The sequence below is a fragment of the Pseudotabrizicola formosa genome, from assembly GCF_002900965.1.
Taxonomy (GTDB): Bacteria; Pseudomonadota; Alphaproteobacteria; order Rhodobacterales; family Rhodobacteraceae; genus Pseudotabrizicola; species Pseudotabrizicola formosa.
This window is the reverse complement of sequence record NZ_PJOM01000001.1, coordinates 573,125-595,067: the sequence shown is the minus strand read 5'-3', so window position 1 is coordinate 595,067 and position 21,943 is coordinate 573,125. Positions and strand designations below refer to the sequence as shown.

The window sequence follows — 21,943 nt, the reverse complement described above, 5'->3', positions numbered from 1 at the left end:
ATGACAGACGCCTTTATCTACGATGCCGTTCGCAGTCCGCGCGGCAAGGGTCGCCCCGACGGCAGCCTGCACGAGCTGACCTCCGTCGCGCTATCGGCCAAGATCCTGAACGCGGTCAAAGAGCGCAACGGGCTGGAAGGTCATGCGGTCGAGGATGTGATCTGGGGCAATGTCACCCAGGTCGCCGAACAGGGCGGCTGTCTTGCACGTTCTGCCGTGTTGTTGTCGGACCTTGATGAAAGCATCCCCGGCCTTGCCATCAACCGCTTTTGCGCAAGCGGCATGGAAGCGGTTAATCTTGCCGCCAACCAGATCAGGGGGGGGGCTGGCCAGGCCTATATCGCCGGCGGGGTCGAGATGATGGGCCGCGTGGCCATGGGCAGTGACGGCGCGGCCATTGCCGTCGATCCATCGCTGGCGATGAAGAGCTATTTCGTGCCACAGGGCATTTCCGCCGACATCATCGCCACCGAATACGGCTTCACCCGTGACATGGCCGATGCGCTTGCAATGGAGTCGCAGCGGCGCGCAGCCGAGGCCTGGAAGGACAACCGCTTTGCGAAATCGGTTGTCACCATCCGCGACCAGAACGGCCTGCCGATCCTGTCCACCGATGAATACATGCGCCCCGGCACCGACATGCAGGCGCTTGGCGCGCTCAAGCCCGCCTTCAAGGACATGGGCGAGGTGATGCCCGGTTTCGACAAGATCGCCATGATGAAATACCCGCATCTGGAGCGGATCAACCATATCCACCACGCGGGGAACTCTTCGGGCATCGTGGACGGGGCGGCAGCGGTTCTGATCGGCAATGCCGCATTCGGCAAAGCCCATGGGCTGACACCGCGCGCCCGCATCCGGGCTACGGCAAAAATCGGCACCGATCCCACAATCATGCTCACCGGCCCGGTGCCGGTGACCGAAAAGATCCTGCGCGATGCGGGTATGACCATTGGCGACATTGATCTGTTCGAAGTGAACGAGGCCTTTGCCAGTGTTGTCCTGCGCTTCATGCAGGCCTTTGACGTGGACCCCGCGACAGTGAACCCGAACGGCGGGTCCATCGCCATGGGCCATCCTCTGGGGGCAACGGGTGCCATCATCATCGGCACCCTGCTGGACGAACTGGAGCGGACCGGCAAGAGCGTGGGGCTTGCCACATTGTGCATTGCCTCTGGCATGGGTGCCGCCACCATTATCGAACGGGTCTAGGCGATGTCAGCGGCCACCATCCTCCAGACCTTTCTGGACGACATGAGCACTGCCGTTCTGGCCGGTGACTTTGCGGCCTACCGGGCCGGGGTGGTGGTGCCATTCCTTTTGTTGACCCATACCGTCAGCATCACACTCGACACCGAGCAAGAGCTTGAAGATGGGTTCAACAGCTTTTGTGACATGCTGCGGTCACAGCGGGTGACTGACTATATCCGCTTGGTGGACAGCGCCGACCAGCTTGATCCCGATCTGATCAGCGGGCGCTATGTCAGCCATATCATCGCAGGCGGAACACGGGTGTTCGACCCGTTTTCCTCGCAGATCACCTTGCGCCGGGTCGATGGCCGCTGGCGCGCGGTTTCCATAACCAACGCCATTGCCAAATCCAGCTGGCCGTTGCTGATCGCCAGCCAGGCAAAACCCGACCTTCGGAAAGGACCGGAAGAATGACCGATTTCACCTATCTTGTAGATGCGGACGGTGTCGCCACCATCACCTGGGATGTCCCGGGAAAGTCGATGAACGTTATGTCCCTGGCGGGCTTTGCCGAGCTGAACGCGCATATCGATACCGCCCTTGCCGATGCAGCCGTCAAGGGGGTAATCATCACCTCTGGCAAGAAAGACTTTGCCGGCGGGATGGATCTGAACGTCATTGCGAAAATGCGTGATGACGGCGGAGCGGAAGGCATCTTCACCGGCGTCATGGACATGCACGCCATCCTGCGCAAGATCGAGCGGGCCGGAATGGACCCGAAAACGCTCAAAGGCGGCAAGCCCATCGTTGCCGCCCTGCCCGGCACAGCCCTTGGCATCGGGCTGGAAGTGCCGCTGGCCTGCCACCGCATCATCGCAGCGGACAATCCACGCGCCAAGATCGGCCTGCCCGAGATCATGGTCGGCATTTTCCCCGGCGCAGGCGGCACCACCCGGCTGGTGCGCAAAATGGGGGCGATGATGGCCGCACCCTATCTGCTGGAGGGCAAGTTGTCTGACCCGAAGGGTGCAAAATCCGGCGGGTTGATCGACGAAGTGGTGGCCCCCGAAGATCTGCTCACCCGCGCCAAAGACTGGGTGCTGGCCGCGAAAGAGGCCGATCTGGTCAAGCCATGGGATGCCAAGGGGTACAAAATGCCCGGCGGCACCCCCTATCACCCCGCAGGTTTCATGACCTTTGTCGGGGCCTCGGCCATGGTGCATGGCAAGACGATGGGGGTCTATCCCGCCGCCAAGGCGCTGCTGAGTGCCGTCTACGAAGGCGCGATGGTCCCCTTCGACACGGCGCTGAAAATCGAAGCGCGCCATTTCACCTCTGTTTTGATGAACCCGTCCTCTTCGGCGATGATCCGCAGCCTGTTCATCAACAAGGAAGCGCTGGAAAAAGGGGCCAACCGGCCCGAAGCACCGGATCAGACCGTGAAAAAGGTCGGTATCATCGGTGCGGGCATGATGGGGGCGGGCATCGCCTATGTCAGCGCCAATGCCGGCATCGAGGTGGTGCTGATCGACGCAGCGCAGGATGCGGCGGATCGCGGCAAGGCCTATTCCGAAGCCATTCTCGACAAGGGCATCGCGCGGCGCAAGGTTACGGCCGAGAAAAAGGCCGATGTGCTGGCCCGGATCTCTGCCACCACCGACTATGCGGCGCTGTCGGGATGTGACCTGATCGTCGAGGCGGTGTTCGAGGATATGAAGGTCAAGGCCGATGTGACGGCAAAGGTCGAGGCTGTCGTCGGCGCGGACTGCGTCTTTGCCACCAATACCTCAACCCTGCCCATCTCTGATCTTGCCAAGGCGTCAAAGCGGCCAGAGCAGTTCATCGGCATCCACTTCTTCTCGCCGGTCGACAAGATGATGCTGGTAGAGATCATCCGGGGCAGGGAAACCGGCGATGTGGCGGTGGCCAAGGCGCTGGATTTCGCCCGCCAGATCCGCAAGACACCCATCGTGGTCAATGATGCCCGGTTCTTCTATGCCAACCGCTGCATCATTCCCTACATCAACGAAGGCATCCGTATGGTGGCCGAAGGGGTAGAACCGGCGCTGATCGAGAATGCCGCCAAGCTGGTCGGCATGCCACTTGGGCCGCTGCAACTGGTGGATGAAACGTCGATTGACCTTGGGGTAAAGATCGCCAAGGCCACCAAACTGGCCATGGGCGACGCCTATCCCGATGGTGCGGTGGATGAGGTGCTGTTCTGGATGGCCGATCAGGGCCGGATGGGCAAAAAGGCCAATGCCGGGTTCTACAGCTATGACGAGGCCGGAAAACGCGGCGGGCTGTGGGAAGGTCTGGCAGGCCAGTATCCGGTGGCAGATACGCAGCCCGACCTGAGCCATGTGCAGCACCGCCTTTTGATGGCGCAGGTGCTGGAAGCTGTCCGCGCCCTGGAAGACGGCGTGCTGACGGATATCCGCGAAGGCGATGTTGGCGCAATCCTTGGCTGGGGCTTCGCGCCGTGGTCCGGCGGTCCGTTCGGCTGGCTGGATATCATTGGAGCCGCCCGCGCTGTCGAGATCTGCGACGCGCTGACCGCCAGCGAAGGCGCACGCTTCGCCGCACCGGCACTCCTGCGCGATATGGCGGCGTCAGGCACCACCTTTTATGGCAAGACCGCGCGCAAGGCGGCCTGACCGGCACCATGCCCAAACGTGCCGCCCCGCCAGCTGCGGGGCGGCACAATCTGTCCGCCCCGATCTTGCGGCTTTCTCAAATGCTCGCCGCGCAGCGTCCTGCACGGGCAACCGGCGCGAGAGAGAAAGTCGAATAACGCGTGCGATCACACCGGATTGGGCAGCGCACGTCCTTCGGCAAAGGCAATCAGGTTGTCGACCGCCATCATCCCCATATTGCTGCGGACCTCCAGCGCGGCGGTGCCCAGATGCGGCAGCAGGGTCACATTTTCCAGCGCCATCAGGGCCGGATTGATCTGCGGCTCGAATTCATAGACATCCAACCCTGCGCCGGCGAGTTTGCCCGCAATCAGCGCAGCGGCAAGGGCGGCCTCATCCACCACATCTCCCCGGCTGATGTTGACCAGAATGGCGTGCGGCTGCATATGCGCCAGTGTTGCGGCGTTGATCAGGTGGTGGGTCTCCTTCCCCCCAGGCACCGCCAGCACCACCACATCGGCAGCCATCACCTCGGTCAGATCGACCTGGCGCGCGGGGACACCGGCATCGGCCACGGGCGAGCGGTTGTAAAACACCACTTCCATCCCGAACCCGGCCTGAGCGCGGCGCGCAATCGCCTTGCCGATGCGGCCCATCCCGATGATGCCGATGCGTTTGCCCGAGACATGCATCCCCAGCATCTGCGTCGGGTGCCAGCCTTCCCAGCGGCCCGCGCGCACCATCCGCTCCCCCTCGCCCGCGCGCCGGGCCGTCATCAACATCAGGGTCAGCGCGATATCGGCAGTCGCATCGGTGACCGCTCCCGGTGTGTTGGAAACCACCAGCCCGGCAGCGCGTGCCGCGGCAACGTCGATATGGTTGTACCCCACACCAAAATTGGCCAGCATCCGCGCGCGGGGTTCCGGCACATCGGCAAACACATCCGGCTGATAGCGGTCCCCCAGTGTGGGCAGGATCAGGTCATAGTCGCGCAGACTGGCGCGCAACTCCTCCCCGGCAAGGGGGAGCGTGCTGTCGCGGACTGTCACGTCAAAACGCGCGCGGGCGGCATCCAGCACCTCATCCGGCAGGGGTCGTGTGATCAGCAGTTTCATCAGAACATCCTTCCGCCCAAGGGCACAACCTGATCGGGCGTCAGCAACACCACTTCACCCGTTTCATCCGGTACGCCCAGCACCAGCACTTCGGACATCACCTTGCCAATCTGGCGCGGTGGAAAATTGACCACCGCCACCACCTGCCGCCCGATCAGCCCTTCGGGCGTGTAATGCCGGGTCAGCTGCGCGCTTGACCGCTTTTCGCCAATGTCGCCGCCGAAATCCACCCAAAGCTTGATTGCGGGCTTGCGCGCCTCGGGGAAGGGTTCGGCACGGGTGATCACGCCCACGCGGATATCGACCTTCTGAAAATCATCATAGGTGATCATTTGCCAAGCTCCCTGCCGCGGTCGGCAGCGGCCTTGACCGCGCGGCGCAACAGCGCGGGAAAGCCGGTCTCTGGCGCCATCAGAACCGACAGCGCGGCAGCCGTGGTGCCGCCGGGCGAGGTGACGTTGATGCGCAGCTGTTCCGCACTTTCGGGCGCACGGTGGGCCAATTCCCCTGCCCCGGTCACCGTGGCACGCGCCAGTTGCATCGACACCTCCGCTGGCAGACCCTCGGCCTCGCCCGCCGCGGCCAGGGCCTCGATCAGGTGGAACACATAGGCCGGGCCAGAGCCGGAAACGGCAGTCACGGCATCCATCTGGTCTTCGTCGGTCAGCCGCACCACCTGCCCCACGGCCGACAAAAGCAGTTCGGCAAGGTCGAGGTCAGCGGCAGTGGCGGCCCCGTTGCCAATAATCGCGGTGATCCCGCGCCCCACGGCAGCCGGCGTGTTGGGCATCGCACGTATGATACGGGTCCTTTGGCCAAACGCAGCCTCATAGGTGGCAATCGTGGTGCCGGCGGCGACGGTCACGATCAGCGTCTCGCTGCCACCAGAGCCCGCGATCTGTGGCAGCGCCGCGCCCATCATCTGCGGTTTGACCGCGATCAATACCACAGCCGGTGCTGCGGGCATGCCGTCATTCAACACCAGCCCCTGCGCGGCAAGGCTCTTGAGCCGATCCGACGGATGCGGGTCGATCACCCACGTCGCCTCTGGCCGAAGCCCCTGCGCCAGCCAGCCCTCCAGCATGGCCGACCCCATCTTGCCGCAGCCCAGAAGCACCAGGCCCCTTTGGTTAATGGTATCCAGATTCATCACATTCCCCGTCTTGATGGGGCAAGGTTAGGCGCGACCATAGGCCTCGGCAATGGCAACCTTCATCGCATCGGCCGGAGATTTATCGCCCCAGCCCACCAGTTGGAAGGCCGGATAAAAGCGCTCTGCCGCCATCACCGCGCTGGAAATCAGCCGGTCGATCTGCTCTGGCCCCGCCACCTGACCGCCCGCAAGCACCAGTCCATAGCGCCAGACCATCAGCTTTTGCTCGGCCCAATAGGTGAAGGCACCGGTCCAGACCATGTCATTGCAGCGGTTGAGCACATCCAGCAGACCCGGCAGTTTGCCTTCCGGCGGCTCCATCTCGAAGGTGCAGATCAGCCGCAGGGTTTCATCCTGTGCCGACCAGGCAAGGGTCAGCGAATAGGTCCGCCACTGCCCTTCGACCGCCATGGCGATCTGGTCATCGGTCACCCGGTCAAACTCCCAGGCGTGGTGCTCGGCCAGGGTTTCGACGATGTCGATCGGGTGCATATCGTCGTGTGACAGGAAATCTTCTGATAGTGACATTGCCCGGCCTCTTGATGATGCCTTTCGTGGGGCGTCAGCCACGAAATGCAGGGTGTCTGGCAAGGCTCTGCGTAAGCCCGACAAAGCCTATACTAGATATGGTGTTGCAGAAGCGAAACCCTGTAAAGTGTTTTCTAACCAAATCTTCTGTGGACAACTGCGAATGTGTGTGGCGCGTCGTCGAACCGCGCCTTCAGACCAATCACCAAACCTGCGCAGTCGGCGGCTTGCGGCAGGGCAAAGGGGGCGCATGACGCGCGGATCCTGCCACGTGGCCGCCTTTCGCCGCTTGTCGCCGTGCCGTCAAGACCTGCCAGGCGCAGCCATCGGCCGCGACGTCTTGCACTGTCACGCGGTCTTGTCAGCCAAAGGGGCTGCACGATCCGGCAGGACAGTGGTCAAATCCGGGGGGCAGTCTTACATAGGGGGATCAACACCCGCCTTGAGTGTTGCCAGTACCAAGAAAGGCCATGCCTGTCATGCCGCCCGATCAGAGACCCCCGCGCTCCCCTGATGCGCGCATCCCGGCCAAGGGAATTGGCGCATCGCTGGCCGCCCTGCCGAAAAAGGGGCCGCCGCCCGTGCATCTGTGGAACCCGCCCTATTGTGGGGAGATCGACATCCGCATTGCGCGCGACGGCACCTGGTTTCATGACGGCACCCCGATTGGCCGCGCGCCGCTGGTGAGGCTGTTTTCGTCGATCCTGAAACGTGAGGGGGATCGGTACTACCTTGTCACGCCTGTCGAAAAGCTTGGAATCCAAGTCGATGATGCGCCGTTTCTGGTGGTGGATTTTGCGCAAGAGGGCACGGGGCCTGGCCAACGACTGACCTTTACCACAAGCACCGAAGACGTGGTGATGGCCGGGCCGGACCATGCGATCCGGGTCGCGCAGAATGCCGAAACCGGGGAACCTGCCCCTTACCTCCTTATCCGCGGCGGGATGGAGGCGCTGATCGACCGCAAGACATTCTACCGGCTTGTGGACCTTGGCATGCAGGAAGATGTTGACGGCACACCCTGGTTCGGCGTTTGGTCTGCGGATGTTTTCTTTCCCATGATCCCATCGGCTGACCTGCCCTGAATGCCCCGATTTGCTGCCAATCTGACCATGCTGTTCACCGAGGTGCCCAGCCTGCACCGACCGGAACTGGCCGCTCAGGCCGGCTTCGACGGGGCTGAAGTGCTGTTCCCCTATGACCACGCCGAGTCGGACTGGGAAAAGGCCCTGTCCGGCCTGCCGCTGGCATTGATGAACACGCCACCGGGCAATTGGCCGGCGGGGGACAGGGGCTTTGCGGCGGTGCCGGGCATGGAAGCCACCTTCCGCGACGGATTTCTGCGCGCGGCGTCGCTTGCCAGCCGGTTGGGCGCAGATCGGCTGCACGTTATGGCGGGGGTTGCCAAGGGACCGCAGGCTGAACAGGTCTACCGTGAGAACCTTCTCTGGGCCGTGCAGCAGGCCCCTGACCTTGCCCTGACGGTCGAGCCGATCAATCCGGACGATATGCCTGGCTATTTCCTGAATGACTTCGATCAGGCCGCCCGGATTCTGGAGGATCTCAACACCCGCCAGATCGGGCTGCAATTCGATCTCTGGCATGCAGCGCGCATACACGGCAATGCCACAACGGTCTGGACCACGCACCGTCACCGCGTCAGCCATGTGCAGATTGCCGGGTTTCCAGCGCGCAACGAGCCGGGCGGGGGCGGCTTTGATCTGCCGGCCCTGTGTGCCGATCTGGATGCATCGGCTGCCGACGTCTGGGTGGCGGGGGAATACCGCCCCAGCCGGGCCACCGTGCATGGGCTGATGTGGCTGCAGGCGCTGAAATCCCGCCACCGCCCGATTGGCGACTGACTGCGGGCCGCCATTACGGCGGCCCTTCTGGGGGATGCCCCCCGTGCCCAGCCTGAGCGCTCGCAGAGCGCATTCCGGCCGCAAGGAGAGCGGTTTTTTGGGTCTGGTGCGCGTCTGGTTCAGGTATGGCAAACGTATGGCACAGGTAGGGCTGCTTGTGCGGTCTTGCAGATAGGGCCAAAGGCCAGCTTCGGGGCGCGGAGAGGGAGGGCCGGGGCGGACAGGTTATGACAGGCTTGCCTTGGACAACCCTGCGCCACCCTTGCCCGCCCGCCGGTTTTCCGTATGATGCGCGCACAGCACACCATAGGATTCCAGCCATGCCCACCGACGCGCCAGAAACCCAGATCGTCACCACCTGGAAGGTCGCCTGTGATGGCGGCGAGGGCGCTTTGGGCCATCCCCGCGTCTGGCTGACGATCCCGCAAGGTACCGGTTTTGTCGAATGCGGTTATTGCGACAAGCGGTATGTGATCGACCGCGATCATGCTCACGGCGATCACTGACCGCGACGCTTATCCCAAAGCCACGGCAAAGGACGGGCCCGGCGCAGGCCGCTGCGTCAGCCCCATCGCTTGGTAGGCTGCCGCCGCCCCGGGATTGCCCGGATGTGTGCTGAGTGTCAGCCGGCTACAATTCTCTGACAGTGCCAGAGTCCGCGCCGCCGCAATCAGCGCCCGCCCGATGCCATGGCCCCGAAACACGTCCTGCACGAACAGATGCGCGATGTCATAGCCCGACCGCCCGGTGATCAGGTCGGTGCGCCGCGTCAGCAGCGCATAGCCAACCGGAAGACGGGACGGACGGTCCGCCGGAAAGGCAACCAGCCCGCGCACCTCGGGCGTATCCAGCACCAATGCGCGCAGCCTGGCGGGGGTGATTGTGGCCACATCGCCATGATGGGCGGCAAGGTCGATCAGCATGCGGTGCACCTCGGGCAGATGCGCCAGGCCAAGCGGGCGGATGTCGATGGGGGGATGGTTCGGAATCACGGTCTGGTCTCTCTCTCGCGAAGGGCCCGCGAGGGGGAACCATTTCCATCGGCCTGACCCTTGCGGGCGGCTGATGGGGGTTTCAAACGAAACTGCCCTGCCGCCTATATGGCGCAGGTCCAATAAAACGACGCCGAAGCGTTGGGGGCGATCAGGTGCAGCATGGCGCAAACCGTGCCGCGCTTTGCCGCCCCTGTCAAGCCGGCCCAGTCAAGACGGCCCTTGTGCCTCCTGCGGGCCCCTTTTCGGGGTGCCTGTACAATCTGCGGCGCGAAGGGTGGCAGGGCAGCCCGGAACATGGCAAGACTAACCCGAAATCGCATGACGGGAGAGTGGCAATGGGCGAAGAGTTCGGCAAAGGGCACCATCTGCATCTGATCGACGGTTCGGCCTATATCTTCCGCGCCTACCATGCCCTGCCACCGCTGACGCGGAAGTCCGATGGCCTGCCCGTCGGTGCCGTCGCGGGATTTTGCAACATTCTCTGGGGCGAACTGACGAAATCGGGCCGCGAGGAACCGACCCATATCGCGGTGATCTTTGACTATTCGTCGATCACCTTCCGCAATGAGATCTACCCCGCCTACAAGGCCAACCGCCCTGAGTTGCCCGAAGACCTGCGCCCGCAATTTCCGCTGACCCGCGCCGCCACCCGCGCCTTCAACGTGTCTTGTATCGAGATTGACGGGTTTGAGGCCGATGACATCATCGCCACGCTGGCCCGGCAGGCGGTAGAGGCGGGCGGGGCCTGTACCATCATTTCCTCCGACAAGGATCTGATGCAACTGGTCGGCAACGGCGTGCGGATGCGCGACCCGATGAAGGACAAGACCATTGACCGGGATGAGGTGATCGAGAAATTCGGCGTGGGGCCGGAACGCGTGGTCGATGTGCAGGCCTTGGCCGGGGACTCGGTTGATAACGTCCCGGGTGCGCCGGGGATCGGGCTGAAAACCGCCGCCCTGCTGATCAATGAATATGGCGATCTGGAAACCCTGCTGGACCGCGCGGCCGAGATCAAGCAGCCCAAGCGCCGCGAGGCGCTGATCGAGAATGCCGACCTGATCCGCATTTCCAAGCGCCTTGTGTCGCTGGATGCGCAGGTGCCGCTGGACTTCAGCCTGACCGATCTGGCCGTGCGCCAACCCGAGGCCGAAAAGCTGCTGACCTTCCTGCAGGAGATGGAATTTCGCACGCTGACCCGCCGCGTGTCCGAACGGCTGCAGGTCGAAGCCCCCGCTCCCGCCCCGGAAACTGCCGAACCGCAAACCGCCCCCGAGCGCCTGCCCTTTGACCACAGCGCCTATGAGCGCGTGAGCGATCTGCCCGCCTTGCAGGCCTGGGCCGATCACATCCGGGATATCGGCCATGTCGCGGTGGATACCGAAACCACCAGCCTGGACGAGATGCGGGCCGATCTGGTGGGCATCTCGCTCTGCGTCGATCCGGGCCGGGCCTGCTATATCCCCATCGGCCACAAGCAGGGGGGCGGCGATCTGTTTGGCTCCACCGATCTGGTGCCGGGGCAGCTGGCGCTGGAGGAGGTGCTGGCGGTGCTGAAACCCGTGCTCGAAGATCCGGCGATCCTCAAGATCGCACAGAACATGAAATATGACTGGAAGATCTTTGCCCGCCTTGGCGTGACCGTCGCCCCGGTGGAAGACACCATGCTGATGTCTTCGGCCATGTATGCCGGCCTGCACAATCATGGCATGGACATCTTGTCGGAAACCTATCTTGGCCATACGCCCATTCCGATCAAGCCGCTGCTGGGCTCGGGCAAGGCGCAGATCACCTTTGACCGGGTGGCGATCGACGATGCGGTGAAATACGCCGCCGAAGATGCCGATGTCACCCTGCGCCTGTGGCAGGCGTTCCGCCCCAACCTGCATCGCGTGGGCGTGACCACGGTCTACGAGACGCTGGAACTCCCGCTGGTGCCGGTGCTGGCGCGGATGGAGATGCACGGCATTCAGGTGGACCGCGATACGCTGTCGCGCATGTCCAACGCCTTTGCCCAGAAAATGGCCGGGCTGGAGGATGAGATCCAGACCCTTGCGGGGGATGCGTTCAACGTCGGCTCTCCCAAGCAGTTGGGCGAGGTGCTGTTTGATCGCCTTGGCCTGCCGGGCGGCACCAAGGGCAAGACCGGGGCCTATGCCACCGGGGCCGATGTGCTCGAAGACCTGACGACGCTGGAAGACACCCATCCGAAGGGGGCGCAACTGGCCGCCCGCGTGCTGGACTGGCGGCAGCTGTCAAAGCTGAAATCCACCTATACCGATGCGCTGCAAGACCATATCAACCCGGACACCGGGCGTGTTCACACGTCCTATTCGCTTGTGGGAGCGGTTACCGGGCGGCTGTCCTCGACCGATCCAAACCTGCAGAACATACCCGTACGCACCGAAGAAGGCCGCCGCATCCGCGAGGCCTTTGTTGCGCCCAAGGGGCGGGTGCTGGTCTCGCTTGACTACAGCCAGATCGAGCTGCGCATCCTTGCCCATGTCGCTGACATCCCCGCGCTGCAACAGGCGTTCAAGGAGGGCATCGACATCCATGCGCTGACCGCATCGGAAATGTTCAGCGTGCCGCTGGACCAGATGACGCCCGAGATCCGCCGCCGGGCCAAGGCGATCAACTTCGGCGTGATCTATGGCATTTCCGGCTTTGGCCTGGCCCGCAACCTGCGGATTCCGCGGGCCGAGGCCCAAGGGTTCATCGACCGCTATTTTGAGCGGTTTCCCGGCATCAAGGAATACATGTCCGAAACGGTCAAATCGGCGCAGGCCAAGGGCTATGTGCAGACCCTGTTTGGTCGCAAAATCCACACGCCCGACATCAATGCCAAAGGCCCCACCGCCGGTTTCGCCAAACGCGCCGCCATCAACGCACCCATTCAGGGCACCGCCGCCGACGTCATCCGCCGCGCCATGATCCGCATGCCGGAGGCCATCCGTCACCTTGATGCCAAGATGCTGCTGCAGGTGCATGACGAATTGCTGTTCGACGTGGCCGAAGATGCCGCGGCCGAACTGACGCAGATCGCCAAGGCAATCATGGAAAATGCGCATCACCCGGTGCTGACCCTCAAGGTGCCGCTGACGGTGGAATCGGGGCAAGGCCCCAACTGGGCAGCCGCCCACTGACCCAAGGCCGCGCAGCGCCGAGGAGACGCGCGGCACGCGCGCGACGAGATAAAAGCGTGCGGCGCAGCCGCGCCATCAGATCAGTCGGGCGAGACCAGACGGCCCAGAACCCGGCCCCCCAGAATATGCAGGTGGTAATGCGGCACTTCCTGCATGCCATGGCTGCCTGCGTTGGTGATCGCGCGGTAGCCCTCGGGCCCGGTCAGGCCCAGCATGTCGCAGACCTGCGCGCAGGCACGGTGGAAATCGACCAGCTCTTCTGCTGGTGCCCTGGCCGCAAATTCGGCGAAATCCACATAGGCCCCTTTCGGGATCACCAGCACATGGACGGGTGCCTGGGGTGAAATGTCGTGGAAGGCCAGGGAATGCGCGGTTTCCAGCACGGTCTTGTTGGGAATTTCACCGCGCAGGATACGGGCAAAGATATTGTTCGGATCATAGGCTTTGGTCATCGGTCAGGTCCACCCAGGGGTTCAGTCAACAAACAGATAGTCACTGGCCGCAATCTCGCGCGCCTGGTCTATCGGAACATCAAGAAACGCGGCCAGCGGCGTCGTGTTTTCATCGACGCTCGCGGACTGCCGGATGCGATGAAAGCCCTTGAAGCCGGCATCGCGCAGCCGGTCGGATTCGAACTTCACATCGTAGCGGATTGTCGGCAGCAGCCGGTTTATGGTTTCCTGCGGGGTGCGGTCGCCGGCAAGACCGACGCGCCGCGCATGCCCGATCAGATAGTCATCGGTAAAGTCGCAGTCGATTTCCAGCAGGCGCACGGTTGCCTTGTCATTGTAGAAATCCTGCATCAGATCGACATTCGCCGGGTCGATGCACAGCACAAGCTTATCGGTTTCCCAATAATCGAACAGCATCCGCACCAGCGCGCGGCGGTGGCGGGTGCGTTTTTCCAGCGTGCTCTGGATGCCGCCCAGATCGGGCAAGGGCGTGCTGTCCTCGTTGAACAGATAGTCCACCGCCGCCATGTTGGTGACCTGCCGCACCCGATCCACCAGACGTTTGGCGACATGCCATTTCTTGCAGGTCACCATCATCAGCTGCCGTTCGCGCCCGACCGTGCTTTCGCGCTCCCAGAACCGTGGCGCAAAGCGGCGGCCGATCCGTCCCCGCCCGGTCAGGAAGCGGAACAGGCTGCGCCCTTCATCCGAGATCTGGAACTGTACGTTTTTCGTGGTGTAGAGCTTGCCCAGACGGGCCTTGAGATCCTTGGCCTGCGCACTGATCTTGCGGGCAAAGATGTAATCCTGGCTCAGCAGCATGTCATAGTGATCGTTGTAGAATGTCACCGGCATGCCGTAATCGGTGAACATCAGAAAGGTCAGCGACCGGCAGCGGATTTCGTGATCGGGCACCAGATGGCGCACCAAGGTCTGAAAAAACGTCTCATCCGGAATCCAGGTCGTGCGGAAGAACCGCATCACATCGCGGCGGCGGTCGCACAGGTGCAGCACCTGTTCGATCGTGCGGCGGCGCAGGCACCACCATTGCGAGCCGATCTGCATCTGAAGATCGGCAGGCACCTTGCGCGTCAGCCCCAGTTTACGTTGCAGGTTGATCGACCGATAGAACCAGTCCTTGTGCGTCCGCTCGTTGAAATAGTGGCGATAGATCAGCCGCTCTTCGCGCGGGCCGGTCTTGATCCAGTCCGAGCTGAAGAAATCGACACTTTCGATGTAATCCACCTCATCGCGGTCCAGAAAGGCATGGGCGTAATCGGCTGATTTGATCGGCATGCAGTCGCCCGACAGCATGTAAAAATGGGTGGCTCGCGGAAAGGCCTCTACCGCCGCCCGCAGCGCAAGCAACGTTGCCTCGACCAGGCTCCACTCTCCCCAGCCACAGCGGACACGGCGTGCGGCGAACACGACCGAGGTGTTGGAGGCAAGCGCGCGCTGAATCCGGTCAAAATCCTGCAAGGGCGCATTCGCGTCAAAATGGATGGCCACAAAATCGCCACCCGCCGTCAACCGTTCGGCCTGCGCGATAATGCCATCAGGGTCCTTATGGGTCAGCAGGATATAGGCTATTCTTGCCATACGAAGAAGAGTCCCCAAGGCGGCTGGCGTACTGTTTCCCTAGATAGCTTTAACACACGTTGAAACGACAGCGTTTATTTGCGACTCTGCACCGAAGAACGCAGCGGGCGGCCAAGCCCGGCGGAAATGGAGCAGTTGGTTATGGGGTTCCCCGGCACCTGGATGACGGAAAGCGAAAGCATGGTGTACCGCGTGGTGCCCAAATGCGCCTGTTCGACCATCGGCCAGATCATGTATTTTTCTGACCATGGCCGGTTTTTCGAGGGCGACATTCACGACTCGAAAACCGGCCTGCACAAATGGGCCCAGGAAGACAGCCAGCCGCTGATCGAGCGCAATGTAAAGGCGCATGACTCCTATGCCTTCACCTGCGTGCGCAACCCCTATCAGCGCATCCTGTCGTCCTTCTTTGACAAGATCTGCGGCATCCAGCGCAATGGCAAACGCTATCGCGGCAATCTGGTGCCGCAACTGGCGCAGAAATACGGGATCGATGTGGGCAGCCCGGAGACGGATTTCGACTTCGACCAGATCAAGAGCTTCCGCCGCTTTCTGTTGTTCGCGCGCGACACCATCCGCTGGCGCAAACCGATGGAGCCTGACATCCACTGGTCGGCGATGTCGGGCCATATCTCGACCTTCATCGTCAACGGCGGGCGCTATGACCACATCTTCTTTACCGAGATGTTCAATGACGGCATGCAGGTGGTGCTGGACAATACCAGCCACCGTCATCCGGTCGATCTGAAGCAGATCCCCCGCTTCAACGAAAGCGAGGGCCACGGGCCAAAACGCGCGCATCCGGTTGAAGACTACTTCGACGATCTGTCGCGCCATCTGGTCTGGGAAATCTACAAGCGCGATTTCCAGCTGTTCAGATATGACTTCGACAATCCGGCCAACAAGCTGCCCACCGGGCAGATTGATCTGGATGAGGTGCATGCCAAGCTGGGAGAGTGACCTTTTCCTGTGACATGTCATGGCTTTGTGGAAACTGTGCTCTAACTCCCCGCTCAGCAGGATATGGGGTGCCAGATGCAGACAGTGATCATCATGGGATCGGGCCCCGGTGTGCTTGCGGCGCGGGCCTGGCCCAAGCGGGATGCGACACTGGTTGTGATCAACAACGCCTGGCAGGTACGGCCGGATTGGGATGTGCTGATCCATCCTGATGATTTCCCGGCCGACCGCCGGCCGGCGATGCTGAACCCCGGCCAGAGCATCGTGACCTCTGCCGATTACGTGCCCTTGCAGAACGCCCAAGGGGGGTTTGTCTATGCCGGGGGCACCATGGCGTTTACTGCTGGCTACTGGGCGCTGACGGCGCTTCGACCGCAGGTGATCGGCTTTGTCGGCTGCGATATGGTCTATCCCACCACCGGGAACACGCATTTCTACGGCACCGGCACCGCCGACCCCCTGCGGACCGATATCAGCCTGCGATCATTGGAGGCGAAATCGGCACGCTTCCTGCTGCTGGCGGCGCAAGCGGGCTGTGCGGCGGTGAACCTGTCCGACGCGCCCGAAAGCCGCCTGATCTTTCCACGTGCCGTGCCGCATGCCCTGCACGCACAGGTGCCACAGGACTTTGATCCTGCCCTGACCGAAGCCGCCCTGCAGCGCGAGGCGGAGCTTGATTACACTGTCCCCTCCGGCAAATACTGGAAGGAAGAGGACCGTTTTGATCCGGCCGAAATCGACCGGCTGGATGCGCTGTGGCTGCAGGCGGCAGGCGTCAGATCAGCCCTTCCCGCCGGAACAGGGCTTTCAGATCCGCCTCTGGCCGTGCACCAAAATGGCTGATCACTTCGGCCGCCGCGACACAGCCCATGCGGCCCGATGTCGCAAGGCTTTGCCCGGTCGCCATGCCATAGATGAAGCCTGCCGCGAATTGATCGCCCGCGCCGGTGGCATCGACCGGCACGATCCGCTTGACAGGAACGACCGCCTTTTCATCGCCCTGCACCAGAATGACATCGTGGCCAGACCGGGTGCAGACGACCAGACCCGACTCCTGCGCCGCCTGTTCCAGCGCCGTGCTCAGGTCGGTCTGATAGAGCGATTCCCATTCATGTTGGTTGCCGATCACGTAATCCAGATCCTTGACCAGCTGGCGAAAGCCGTCGCGGTGCCGATCCACGCAGAACGGGTCTGACAAGGCGATCCCCGCCTTGCCGCCCTTGGCCCGGCACAGCTGCGCCGCCCGCTCAAAGGCCTGCTTGCCCTTGGGCTTGTCATAAAGATAGCCTTCCAGAAACAGGATCTCCGCCTGCCCGGCCACATCATCGGCCACATCCTCTGGCCCCAGGTCGGACGAGATGCCCAGATAGGTGTTCATCGACCGCTCGCCATCGGGCGAGACAAAGATCATCGAGCGCGAGGTTGGCAATTCGCCGCCCGGCACCGGGGCATTCACAAAACTGGTGCCATTCTCCTCCATCGATCGGGCATAGAACCGCCCCAGCGCATCATCATGCACCCGCCCGATGAACCCGGTGCTCAGCCCCAGATTGCCCAGGCCCGCCAGCGTATTGGCAACAGACCCGCCGGGGGCCTGCTTGCGGTCCTTCATCGCGGCATAGAGCAATTCGCCGCGCTCGCGCTCCACCAGCTGCATGATGCCTTTTTCAATGCCCATCAGTTCCAGAAAGCTGTCATCCGATTGGGTAAACACATCGACGATGGCGTTTCCGATCCCTACGACCTGATAGGTTTTCATTCCGTCTTTTCCTCGTAAAGGCACCAGTCCCGGATCGGGCAGATACCGCATTTGGGTTTGCGCGCCACGCAGATATAGCGGCCATGCAGAATAAGCCAGTGATGCGCATGGTGCTGGAATTCGGCCGGCACATTGTCTTCGATGGCGCGTTCGACCACATCGACATCACGCCCGGGGCAGATGCCCGAGCGGTTGCCGACGCGGAAGATATGCGTATCCACCGCCTGAGCCGGTTGATGAAACCACATGTTCAGCACCACATTCGCCGTCTTGCGCCCGACGCCCGGCAGGGATTGCAGCGCCGCCCGGCTTGATGGCACCTCGCCGCCATACTGGTCCACCAGAATCTGGCTCAACTTGATGACATTGCGGGCCTTGTTGCGATAGAGGCCGATGGTCTTGATATGCTCGATCACCCGGTCCTCGCCCAGGGCCAGCATCTTGGCCGGTGTGTCGGCCACCGCGAACAGGCCGCGCGTGGCCCGGTTCACCCCCACATCGGTCGCCTGCGCCGACAAGGCCACCGCCACCACCAGCGTATAGGCGTTCACATGCTCCAACTCGCCCTTCGGCTCCGGTTCCGCTGACTGGAACCGGGTGAAGATCGCGCGCATCGCGTGGTAATCAAGCTGTCTGACCATGGGCTTTTGCACCACAGATCGCCCGGCCCCGCAAGCGCACAAAGCCGCAGGAAACGGGTCGCAAAGCCGCAGCCCGGCTCATAGACTGACGGTGTAGGAGGGCCGCCATGTCAGACCTGTCACCAGACTATCATTACAACGTCATAGGCCGCGCCATCCGCGAGATCGACAGGGCCGGCCCGGGCCTGACGCTGGAGGCACTGGCCGCCCGCATGGGCATGAGTGCGGCGCATTTCCAGCGGCTGTTCTCGGCCTGGGTCGGGGTCAGCCCCAAGCGCTATCAGCAATATCTTGTGCTGGATCACGCCAAGTCCCTGCTGGCCACGCGCCACACCACGCTTGCGACCGCCGATGGTGCGGGCCTGTCGGGCTCTGGCCGCCTGCACGACCTGTTCCTGACCTGGGAGGCGATGACGCCCGGAGACTTTGCCCGCGCTGGCGAGGGGTTGACGATCCGTCATGGCTGGTTTGACAGCCCGTTTGGCCGCGCCATCGTGACCGGCACCGAGCGCGGCATCTGCGGCATCGGCTTTGCCGCCGAAACCGGCGAAGAGGCCGCGCTGGACGATCTGCTGCGCCGGTGGCCCAAGGCCCGGTTCATCCATGACCCCGGCTTTCTGCGGGCCTGGGCCTTGCAGGCCTTTGGCGCCCGCCCCGGCCAGAATGGCGATACGCCGCTGTTCCTGATCGGCGCCCCGTTTCAGATCAAGGTCTGGGAGGCCCTGCTGCAGATCCCCTCGGGCCATGTCACCACCTATAGCGACATCGCAACCGTCATCGGCCATGCAAAGGCAGTGCGGGCCGTTGGCACGGCGGTCGGGCGAAACCCGATCAGCCTGCTGATCCCCTGCCACCGCGCCTTGCGCAAAAGCGGGGCCTTGGGCGGCTATCATTGGGGACTGCCGGTCAAGCGTGCCATGCTGGCTTATGAAGCCGCACGCGCGGATGCCACCTTGGAGGACACTACAGTGTGATGCGCGGAAATCTGCGCAAGGCAGATGGGAACTTTCTGGCGACCTTAAGCGTTGATATACATTGCTAGCATTCTGCGGACCACGTTCGCAGGGCATAATATTCATGAGGCGGCAGAAATGATCTTCAAGACCCCCCTTCTTTTTTCCGCGGCATCGCTTCTGGCGCTGACCGCATGCGTTGACCCCAATGCCTACCCCGACAACCCGAACGCCCGCGCCCAGCAAGGGGCGATCATGGGCGGCCTGGTCGGGGCCGCAGCCGGGGCCAGCTCGGGCAGCGACCGTCTGGCCAAGGCGGCCGTGGGTGGCGTGATTGGGGCCGTTGCCGGTGGGGCCATCGGTGCCACGCTGGACCGTCAGGCCGCAGAACTGCGCGGCTCGATCAACAACCCCAATGTCACGGTGACCAACAACGGCAATTATCTGACCGTCAACATGCCGCAGGATCTTTTGTTTGCGGTGGACAGCGCCTCGCTTCGGCCAGACCTGCGGTCTGATCTGGGCAGCGTCGCCACCAGCCTGCTGCGCTATCCCAACAGCCGGATCGAAGTGATCGGCCACACCGACAACACCGGGACGGCAGCCTATAACTACGATCTGTCACAGCGCCGCGCCAGTGCGGTGTCAAGCGTGCTGACCCAGAACGGTGTGCCGTTTGGACGGATCACCACAATCGGCCGTGGCTTTGACCAGCCGATTGCGTCCAATGCCACGGCAGATGGTCGCGCCCAAAATCGCCGGGTGGAAATCATCATCCGGCCAACGTCTTAAGCTCCGCACAGTGCGGGAAAGGGCCGCCCCAAGGGGCGGCCTTTTTTGTTGCGCGACGCGCAGACAGATTGCGCTTGAGAAGACTGGCCGGTGGTCATAGATTCTGACCAATACACGCAGGTTCCCGGGGTTATGCCTTACACACGAATTCAGACCGAAAAACTGTCGCAATCGGTTGTGCGCCAAATCGAACAGCTGATCTTGCGCGGCATCCTGCGCCCGGGCGAACGGCTTCCATCCGAGCGGGAACTGTCAGATCGCATGGGGGTATCGCGGCCCTCCTTGCGCGACGCTGTCGCCGATCTGCAGGCCCGTGGCCTGCTCATCAGCCGCGCCGGGGCCGGGATCTATGTGGCCGAGGTGCTGGGTTCGGCCTTTTCCGATGCGCTGGTCCAGCTTTTTGCCAGCCATGAAGAGGCGGTGTTCGACTATATCGCCTTTCGCCGCGACATGGAGGGGCTGGCGGCCGAGCGTGCGGCGCGACTGGCGTCGGACACCGATCTGAAGGTTGTCGACGCCATTTTTCAGAAGATGGAGGCCGCGCATCTCAAGCGCGACCCCACCGACGAGGCCGGGCTGGATGCCGAATTCCATCTGTCCATCATCGAGGCCAGCCACAACGTGATCATGCTGCACATGATGCGGTCCATGTATGATTTGCTGCGGCAGGGGGTCTTTTACAATCGCCAGATGATGTTCCGCAACCGCACCACCCGGGGCATGCTGCTGGATCAGCATCGGGCCATAAACGTCGGGCTTCAGGCACGCGACCCGCAGGCCGCCCGCGCCGCGGTCGAGGCGCATTTGACCTATGTCGAACTGTCGCTGGCCGATCAGATCAAGGCCGAACGGAACGAGGTCATCGCGCAGCAACGCTTTGAGCACGAACGGACCCGATAGAAAAAAGCCGGCCTGATGGCCGGCTTTCTTGTCAGATCGGGCCTGATGGCCTGTCAGTGCAGCTTTGCATCGACCTGCTTGATCGCGGCATCAATGGAGGCCTGCGCGTTCTCGGCGGTCATCTGCTTGGCCAGAACCGCGCCCGCCGCCGCAACGGCAACCGAAATCGCCTCTTCGCGCACAGCCCGCACAGCCGAATTCTCGGCGGCCTGAATCTGCTCTTCGGCAGCGGCCAGACGGCGCGCAATCGCGTTTTGCATATCGGCCTTTGCCTGCAGCGCGGCAGATTCGGCCTCTGCCCTTGCGCCGGCAACGATGCGATCGGACTGCTCCTTGACCTCTTTCTGCTTGCGCTCATAGGACGCGAGCAAAGCCTTGGCCTCATCCCGCAGGGCGCGGGCTTCTTCCAGATCGGCCTTGATCTGCACCGCACGCGCATCCAGCATCCCCGTGATCCGCGACGGAACCTTGAAGTACAGCAGGATGCCGATGAACACCAGGAAAGCGATAGACACGACAAAGTCGGTGTTGCGCAGGCTGAAGAACGGACCTGTCGCCGCAAAGGCCGGGCTTGCCGCGAGGGCCAGCACAATGGTTGTCAGTCTGGTCATCGCCTTACCCTTTCAGCCGGGCAGATACTGCTGCCGTCACGGCGCGGGCATCAGGCGAACCGCCCAAGGCCGCAACCAGTTCCTTCGCCGTGTCCTTGGCAACCTGGGTCACCGCGTCCATGGCACCGGCGCGGATCTCTGCGATGCGGGCCTCGGACTCTGTGGTCTTGGCAGAAATCTCGGCATCAGCCTTGGCCAGTGCGACATCCAGATCTTTCTGGATATCGGCCCGGGTTTCTGCCGCAATCTTGTTCGCATCCGCCCGGGCGCGCTCTAACGCCTCGACATAGGCACGCTCGGCCGCAACGGCCTGCAGCTTCATTTCTTCGGCTGCGGCAAGGTCATTGGTGATCGTGCCCTGACGCTCGGCCAGAACGGCACCGATCCGCGGCAGACCGATCCGCGACAGGAAAAAGTAGATCGCAATCAAGGCGATCAGAAGCCAGAAGATCTGGTTCGGCATCCAGTCGGTGCACAGTTGCGGCATGCCGATGGCGCTGCCGTCAAGCCCAAGGCAGGACCCAACAGCGGCCCCGCCCTGCACCACACCATCTGCGAGTGTTTCAGTAGCCATCATGTCCTCCATCGGACCCTTTGAAACTCAAGGGGGCAACGCGATTGCGCTGCACCCCTGTTTCGCAAGACGTCAA

The 21,943-nt window shown here is 62.7% G+C and carries 23 protein-coding genes; 12 read left to right on the top strand and 11 right to left on the bottom strand.

From position 1 onward, the window contains the following. The 3 genes from CXR43_RS03005 to CXR43_RS02995 are packed head-to-tail and all read left to right on the top strand — an operon-like array spanning nt 1 to nt 3,848. Nucleotides 1-1,212 (top strand): acetyl-CoA C-acetyltransferase, encoded by a 1,212-nt coding sequence (locus tag CXR43_RS03005; RefSeq protein WP_103332533.1) that lies wholly within the window; start codon nt 1-3, stop codon nt 1,210-1,212. 3 nt (nt 1,213-1,215) lie between these two features. Beyond that, complete coding sequence (locus tag CXR43_RS03000; RefSeq protein ID WP_103332532.1) at nt 1,216-1,665, top strand: hypothetical protein; 450 nt, start codon at nt 1,216-1,218, stop codon at nt 1,663-1,665. After that, nucleotides 1,662-3,848 carry a 3-hydroxyacyl-CoA dehydrogenase NAD-binding domain-containing protein gene (locus tag CXR43_RS02995; RefSeq protein ID WP_103332531.1) on the top strand — a complete coding sequence of 729 codons (2,187 nt, stop codon included), beginning with the start codon at nt 1,662-1,664 and terminating at the stop codon, nt 3,846-3,848. The genes CXR43_RS03000 and CXR43_RS02995 overlap by 4 nt, the downstream gene beginning before the upstream one ends. Nucleotides 3,849-3,994: 146 nt before the next feature. On the opposite strand, the gene CXR43_RS02990 is transcribed toward CXR43_RS02995, so the two are convergent. From CXR43_RS02990 to CXR43_RS02975, 4 genes are read right to left on the bottom strand one after another with little or no spacing between them, the layout of a single operon-like run. Beyond that, the gene (locus CXR43_RS02990) at nt 3,995-4,942 is read right to left on the bottom strand and encodes a 2-hydroxyacid dehydrogenase (RefSeq protein WP_103332530.1); all 948 of its coding nucleotides are present in this window, start codon (nt 4,940-4,942) and stop codon (nt 3,995-3,997) included. Beyond that, nucleotides 4,942-5,274 carry a tRNA-binding protein gene (locus CXR43_RS02985; protein ID WP_103332529.1) on the bottom strand — a complete coding sequence of 111 codons (333 nt, stop codon included), beginning with the start codon at nt 5,272-5,274 and terminating at the stop codon, nt 4,942-4,944. The genes CXR43_RS02990 and CXR43_RS02985 overlap by 1 nt, the downstream gene beginning before the upstream one ends. Further along, entirely contained in the window at nt 5,271-6,092 is an 822-nt protein-coding gene (gene proC, locus CXR43_RS02980) for a pyrroline-5-carboxylate reductase (protein WP_103332528.1), read from the bottom strand. The genes CXR43_RS02985 and proC overlap by 4 nt, the downstream gene beginning before the upstream one ends. A 27-nt stretch (nt 6,093-6,119) precedes the next feature. Next, entirely contained in the window at nt 6,120-6,623 is a 504-nt protein-coding gene (locus tag CXR43_RS02975) for a type III secretion system chaperone family protein (protein WP_103332527.1), read from the bottom strand. Between the two features lie 470 nt (nt 6,624-7,093). Here CXR43_RS02975 and CXR43_RS02970 point away from each other — a divergent pair, with 470 nt between their 5' ends. The 3 genes from CXR43_RS02970 to CXR43_RS02960 all read left to right on the top strand — a co-directional run bounded on the left by CXR43_RS02970 (nt 7,094) and on the right by CXR43_RS02960 (nt 8,991). After that, nucleotides 7,094-7,708, top strand: a complete 615-nt coding sequence (locus CXR43_RS02970) for a DUF1285 domain-containing protein (protein WP_246831257.1) — start codon at nt 7,094-7,096, stop codon at nt 7,706-7,708. After that, a complete protein-coding gene (locus CXR43_RS02965) occupies nt 7,709-8,485 on the top strand; it encodes a hydroxypyruvate isomerase family protein (RefSeq protein ID WP_103332525.1) in 777 nt (258 codons plus the stop codon). A 320-nt stretch (nt 8,486-8,805) separates the two neighbouring features. Next, nucleotides 8,806-8,991 (top strand): zinc-finger domain-containing protein, encoded by a 186-nt coding sequence (locus CXR43_RS02960; protein ID WP_103332524.1) that lies wholly within the window; start codon nt 8,806-8,808, stop codon nt 8,989-8,991. Nucleotides 8,992-9,000: 9 nt separating this feature from the next. Here the strand turns inward: CXR43_RS02960 and CXR43_RS02955 are convergent, their stop codons facing one another. Further along, complete coding sequence (locus tag CXR43_RS02955; protein ID WP_103332523.1) at nt 9,001-9,477, bottom strand: GNAT family N-acetyltransferase; 477 nt, start codon at nt 9,475-9,477, stop codon at nt 9,001-9,003. Between the two features lie 338 nt (nt 9,478-9,815). On the opposite strand from CXR43_RS02955, the gene polA reads away from it, so the two are divergent. Continuing rightward, nucleotides 9,816-12,626, top strand: a complete 2,811-nt coding sequence (gene polA, locus CXR43_RS02950) for a DNA polymerase I (RefSeq protein ID WP_103332522.1) — start codon at nt 9,816-9,818, stop codon at nt 12,624-12,626. A gap of 80 nt (nt 12,627-12,706) precedes the next feature. On the opposite strand, the gene CXR43_RS02945 is transcribed toward polA, so the two are convergent. Then, nucleotides 12,707-13,078 carry an HIT domain-containing protein gene (locus CXR43_RS02945; protein WP_103332521.1) on the bottom strand — a complete coding sequence of 124 codons (372 nt, stop codon included), beginning with the start codon at nt 13,076-13,078 and terminating at the stop codon, nt 12,707-12,709. A 21-nt stretch (nt 13,079-13,099) separates the two neighbouring features. Continuing rightward, nucleotides 13,100-14,677: a DUF5928 domain-containing protein gene (locus tag CXR43_RS02940; protein WP_103332520.1), complete on the bottom strand. Its 1,578-nt coding sequence runs from the start codon at nt 14,675-14,677 to the stop codon at nt 13,100-13,102. Between the two features lie 141 nt (nt 14,678-14,818). Between CXR43_RS02940 and CXR43_RS02935 the strand changes: the two genes are divergently transcribed. Both CXR43_RS02935 and CXR43_RS02930 read left to right on the top strand, forming a co-directional pair. Then, the gene (locus CXR43_RS02935; protein ID WP_103332519.1) at nt 14,819-15,637 is read left to right on the top strand and encodes a sulfotransferase family protein; all 819 of its coding nucleotides are present in this window, start codon (nt 14,819-14,821) and stop codon (nt 15,635-15,637) included. A 75-nt stretch (nt 15,638-15,712) separates the two neighbouring features. Continuing rightward, nucleotides 15,713-16,480 (top strand): hypothetical protein, encoded by a 768-nt coding sequence (locus CXR43_RS02930; RefSeq protein ID WP_103332792.1) that lies wholly within the window; start codon nt 15,713-15,715, stop codon nt 16,478-16,480. On the opposite strand, the gene CXR43_RS02925 is transcribed toward CXR43_RS02930, so the two are convergent. After that, on the bottom strand, nt 16,413-17,396 hold the full coding sequence (locus CXR43_RS02925; RefSeq protein ID WP_103332518.1) for an adenosine kinase: 984 nt from the start codon (nt 17,394-17,396) through the stop codon (nt 16,413-16,415). The genes CXR43_RS02930 and CXR43_RS02925 overlap by 68 nt on opposite strands. Then, a complete protein-coding gene (gene nth, locus CXR43_RS02920) occupies nt 17,393-18,037 on the bottom strand; it encodes an endonuclease III (protein WP_103332517.1) in 645 nt (214 codons plus the stop codon). The genes CXR43_RS02925 and nth overlap by 4 nt, the downstream gene beginning before the upstream one ends. Nucleotides 18,038-18,144: 107 nt before the next feature. Here nth and CXR43_RS02915 point away from each other — a divergent pair, with 107 nt between their 5' ends. The 3 genes from CXR43_RS02915 (at nt 18,145) to CXR43_RS02905 (ending at nt 20,682) form a co-directional block, all read left to right on the top strand. After that, complete coding sequence (locus CXR43_RS02915; protein WP_103332516.1) at nt 18,145-19,011, top strand: methylated-DNA--[protein]-cysteine S-methyltransferase; 867 nt, start codon at nt 18,145-18,147, stop codon at nt 19,009-19,011. 117 nt (nt 19,012-19,128) lie between these two features. After that, nucleotides 19,129-19,782, top strand: coding sequence for a YiaD family glycine zipper/OmpA-like lipoprotein (locus CXR43_RS02910; protein WP_103332515.1), 654 nt, complete (start codon nt 19,129-19,131; stop codon nt 19,780-19,782). 132 nt (nt 19,783-19,914) lie between these two features. Next, nucleotides 19,915-20,682, top strand: a complete 768-nt coding sequence (locus CXR43_RS02905) for an FCD domain-containing protein (protein ID WP_103332514.1) — start codon at nt 19,915-19,917, stop codon at nt 20,680-20,682. Between the two features lie 53 nt (nt 20,683-20,735). On the opposite strand, the gene CXR43_RS02900 is transcribed toward CXR43_RS02905, so the two are convergent. Both CXR43_RS02900 and CXR43_RS02895 read right to left on the bottom strand, forming a co-directional pair. Beyond that, nucleotides 20,736-21,293: a F0F1 ATP synthase subunit B gene (locus CXR43_RS02900; RefSeq protein WP_103332513.1), complete on the bottom strand. Its 558-nt coding sequence runs from the start codon at nt 21,291-21,293 to the stop codon at nt 20,736-20,738. Nucleotides 21,294-21,297: 4 nt separating this feature from the next. Further along, a complete protein-coding gene (locus CXR43_RS02895; RefSeq protein ID WP_103332791.1) occupies nt 21,298-21,867 on the bottom strand; it encodes a F0F1 ATP synthase subunit B' in 570 nt (189 codons plus the stop codon). Nucleotides 21,868-21,943: the final 76 nt, after the last annotated feature.

Excerpts from the sequence above, each read along its gene's own strand:
- CXR43_RS03005 (WP_103332533.1), top strand. The coding sequence starts at position 1 with ATGACAGACGCCTTTATCTACGATGCCGTTCGCAGTCCGCGCGGCAAG.
- CXR43_RS03000 (WP_103332532.1), top strand. The coding sequence starts at position 1,216 with ATGTCAGCGGCCACCATCCTCCAGACCTTTCTGGACGACATGAGCACT.
- CXR43_RS02995 (WP_103332531.1), top strand. The coding sequence starts at position 1,662 with ATGACCGATTTCACCTATCTTGTAGATGCGGACGGTGTCGCCACCATC.
- CXR43_RS02990 (WP_103332530.1), bottom strand. The coding sequence starts at position 4,942 with ATGAAACTGCTGATCACACGACCCCTGCCGGATGAGGTGCTGGATGCC.
- CXR43_RS02985 (WP_103332529.1), bottom strand. The coding sequence starts at position 5,274 with ATGATCACCTATGATGATTTTCAGAAGGTCGATATCCGCGTGGGCGTG.
- proC (WP_103332528.1), bottom strand. The coding sequence starts at position 6,092 with ATGAATCTGGATACCATTAACCAAAGGGGCCTGGTGCTTCTGGGCTGC.
- CXR43_RS02975 (WP_103332527.1), bottom strand. The coding sequence starts at position 6,623 with ATGTCACTATCAGAAGATTTCCTGTCACACGACGATATGCACCCGATC.
- CXR43_RS02970 (WP_246831257.1), top strand. The coding sequence starts at position 7,094 with ATGCCTGTCATGCCGCCCGATCAGAGACCCCCGCGCTCCCCTGATGCG.
- CXR43_RS02965 (WP_103332525.1), top strand. The coding sequence starts at position 7,709 with ATGCCCCGATTTGCTGCCAATCTGACCATGCTGTTCACCGAGGTGCCC.
- CXR43_RS02960 (WP_103332524.1), top strand. The coding sequence starts at position 8,806 with ATGCCCACCGACGCGCCAGAAACCCAGATCGTCACCACCTGGAAGGTC.
- polA (WP_103332522.1), top strand. The coding sequence starts at position 9,816 with ATGGGCGAAGAGTTCGGCAAAGGGCACCATCTGCATCTGATCGACGGT.
- CXR43_RS02945 (WP_103332521.1), bottom strand. The coding sequence starts at position 13,078 with ATGACCAAAGCCTATGATCCGAACAATATCTTTGCCCGTATCCTGCGC.
- CXR43_RS02940 (WP_103332520.1), bottom strand. The coding sequence starts at position 14,677 with ATGGCAAGAATAGCCTATATCCTGCTGACCCATAAGGACCCTGATGGC.
- CXR43_RS02935 (WP_103332519.1), top strand. The coding sequence starts at position 14,819 with ATGGGGTTCCCCGGCACCTGGATGACGGAAAGCGAAAGCATGGTGTAC.
- CXR43_RS02930 (WP_103332792.1), top strand. The coding sequence starts at position 15,713 with ATGCAGACAGTGATCATCATGGGATCGGGCCCCGGTGTGCTTGCGGCG.
- CXR43_RS02925 (WP_103332518.1), bottom strand. The coding sequence starts at position 17,396 with ATGAAAACCTATCAGGTCGTAGGGATCGGAAACGCCATCGTCGATGTG.
- nth (WP_103332517.1), bottom strand. The coding sequence starts at position 18,037 with ATGGTCAGACAGCTTGATTACCACGCGATGCGCGCGATCTTCACCCGG.
- CXR43_RS02915 (WP_103332516.1), top strand. The coding sequence starts at position 18,145 with ATGTCAGACCTGTCACCAGACTATCATTACAACGTCATAGGCCGCGCC.
- CXR43_RS02910 (WP_103332515.1), top strand. The coding sequence starts at position 19,129 with ATGATCTTCAAGACCCCCCTTCTTTTTTCCGCGGCATCGCTTCTGGCG.
- CXR43_RS02905 (WP_103332514.1), top strand. The coding sequence starts at position 19,915 with ATGCCTTACACACGAATTCAGACCGAAAAACTGTCGCAATCGGTTGTG.
- CXR43_RS02900 (WP_103332513.1), bottom strand. The coding sequence starts at position 21,293 with ATGACCAGACTGACAACCATTGTGCTGGCCCTCGCGGCAAGCCCGGCC.
- CXR43_RS02895 (WP_103332791.1), bottom strand. The coding sequence starts at position 21,867 with ATGGCTACTGAAACACTCGCAGATGGTGTGGTGCAGGGCGGGGCCGCT.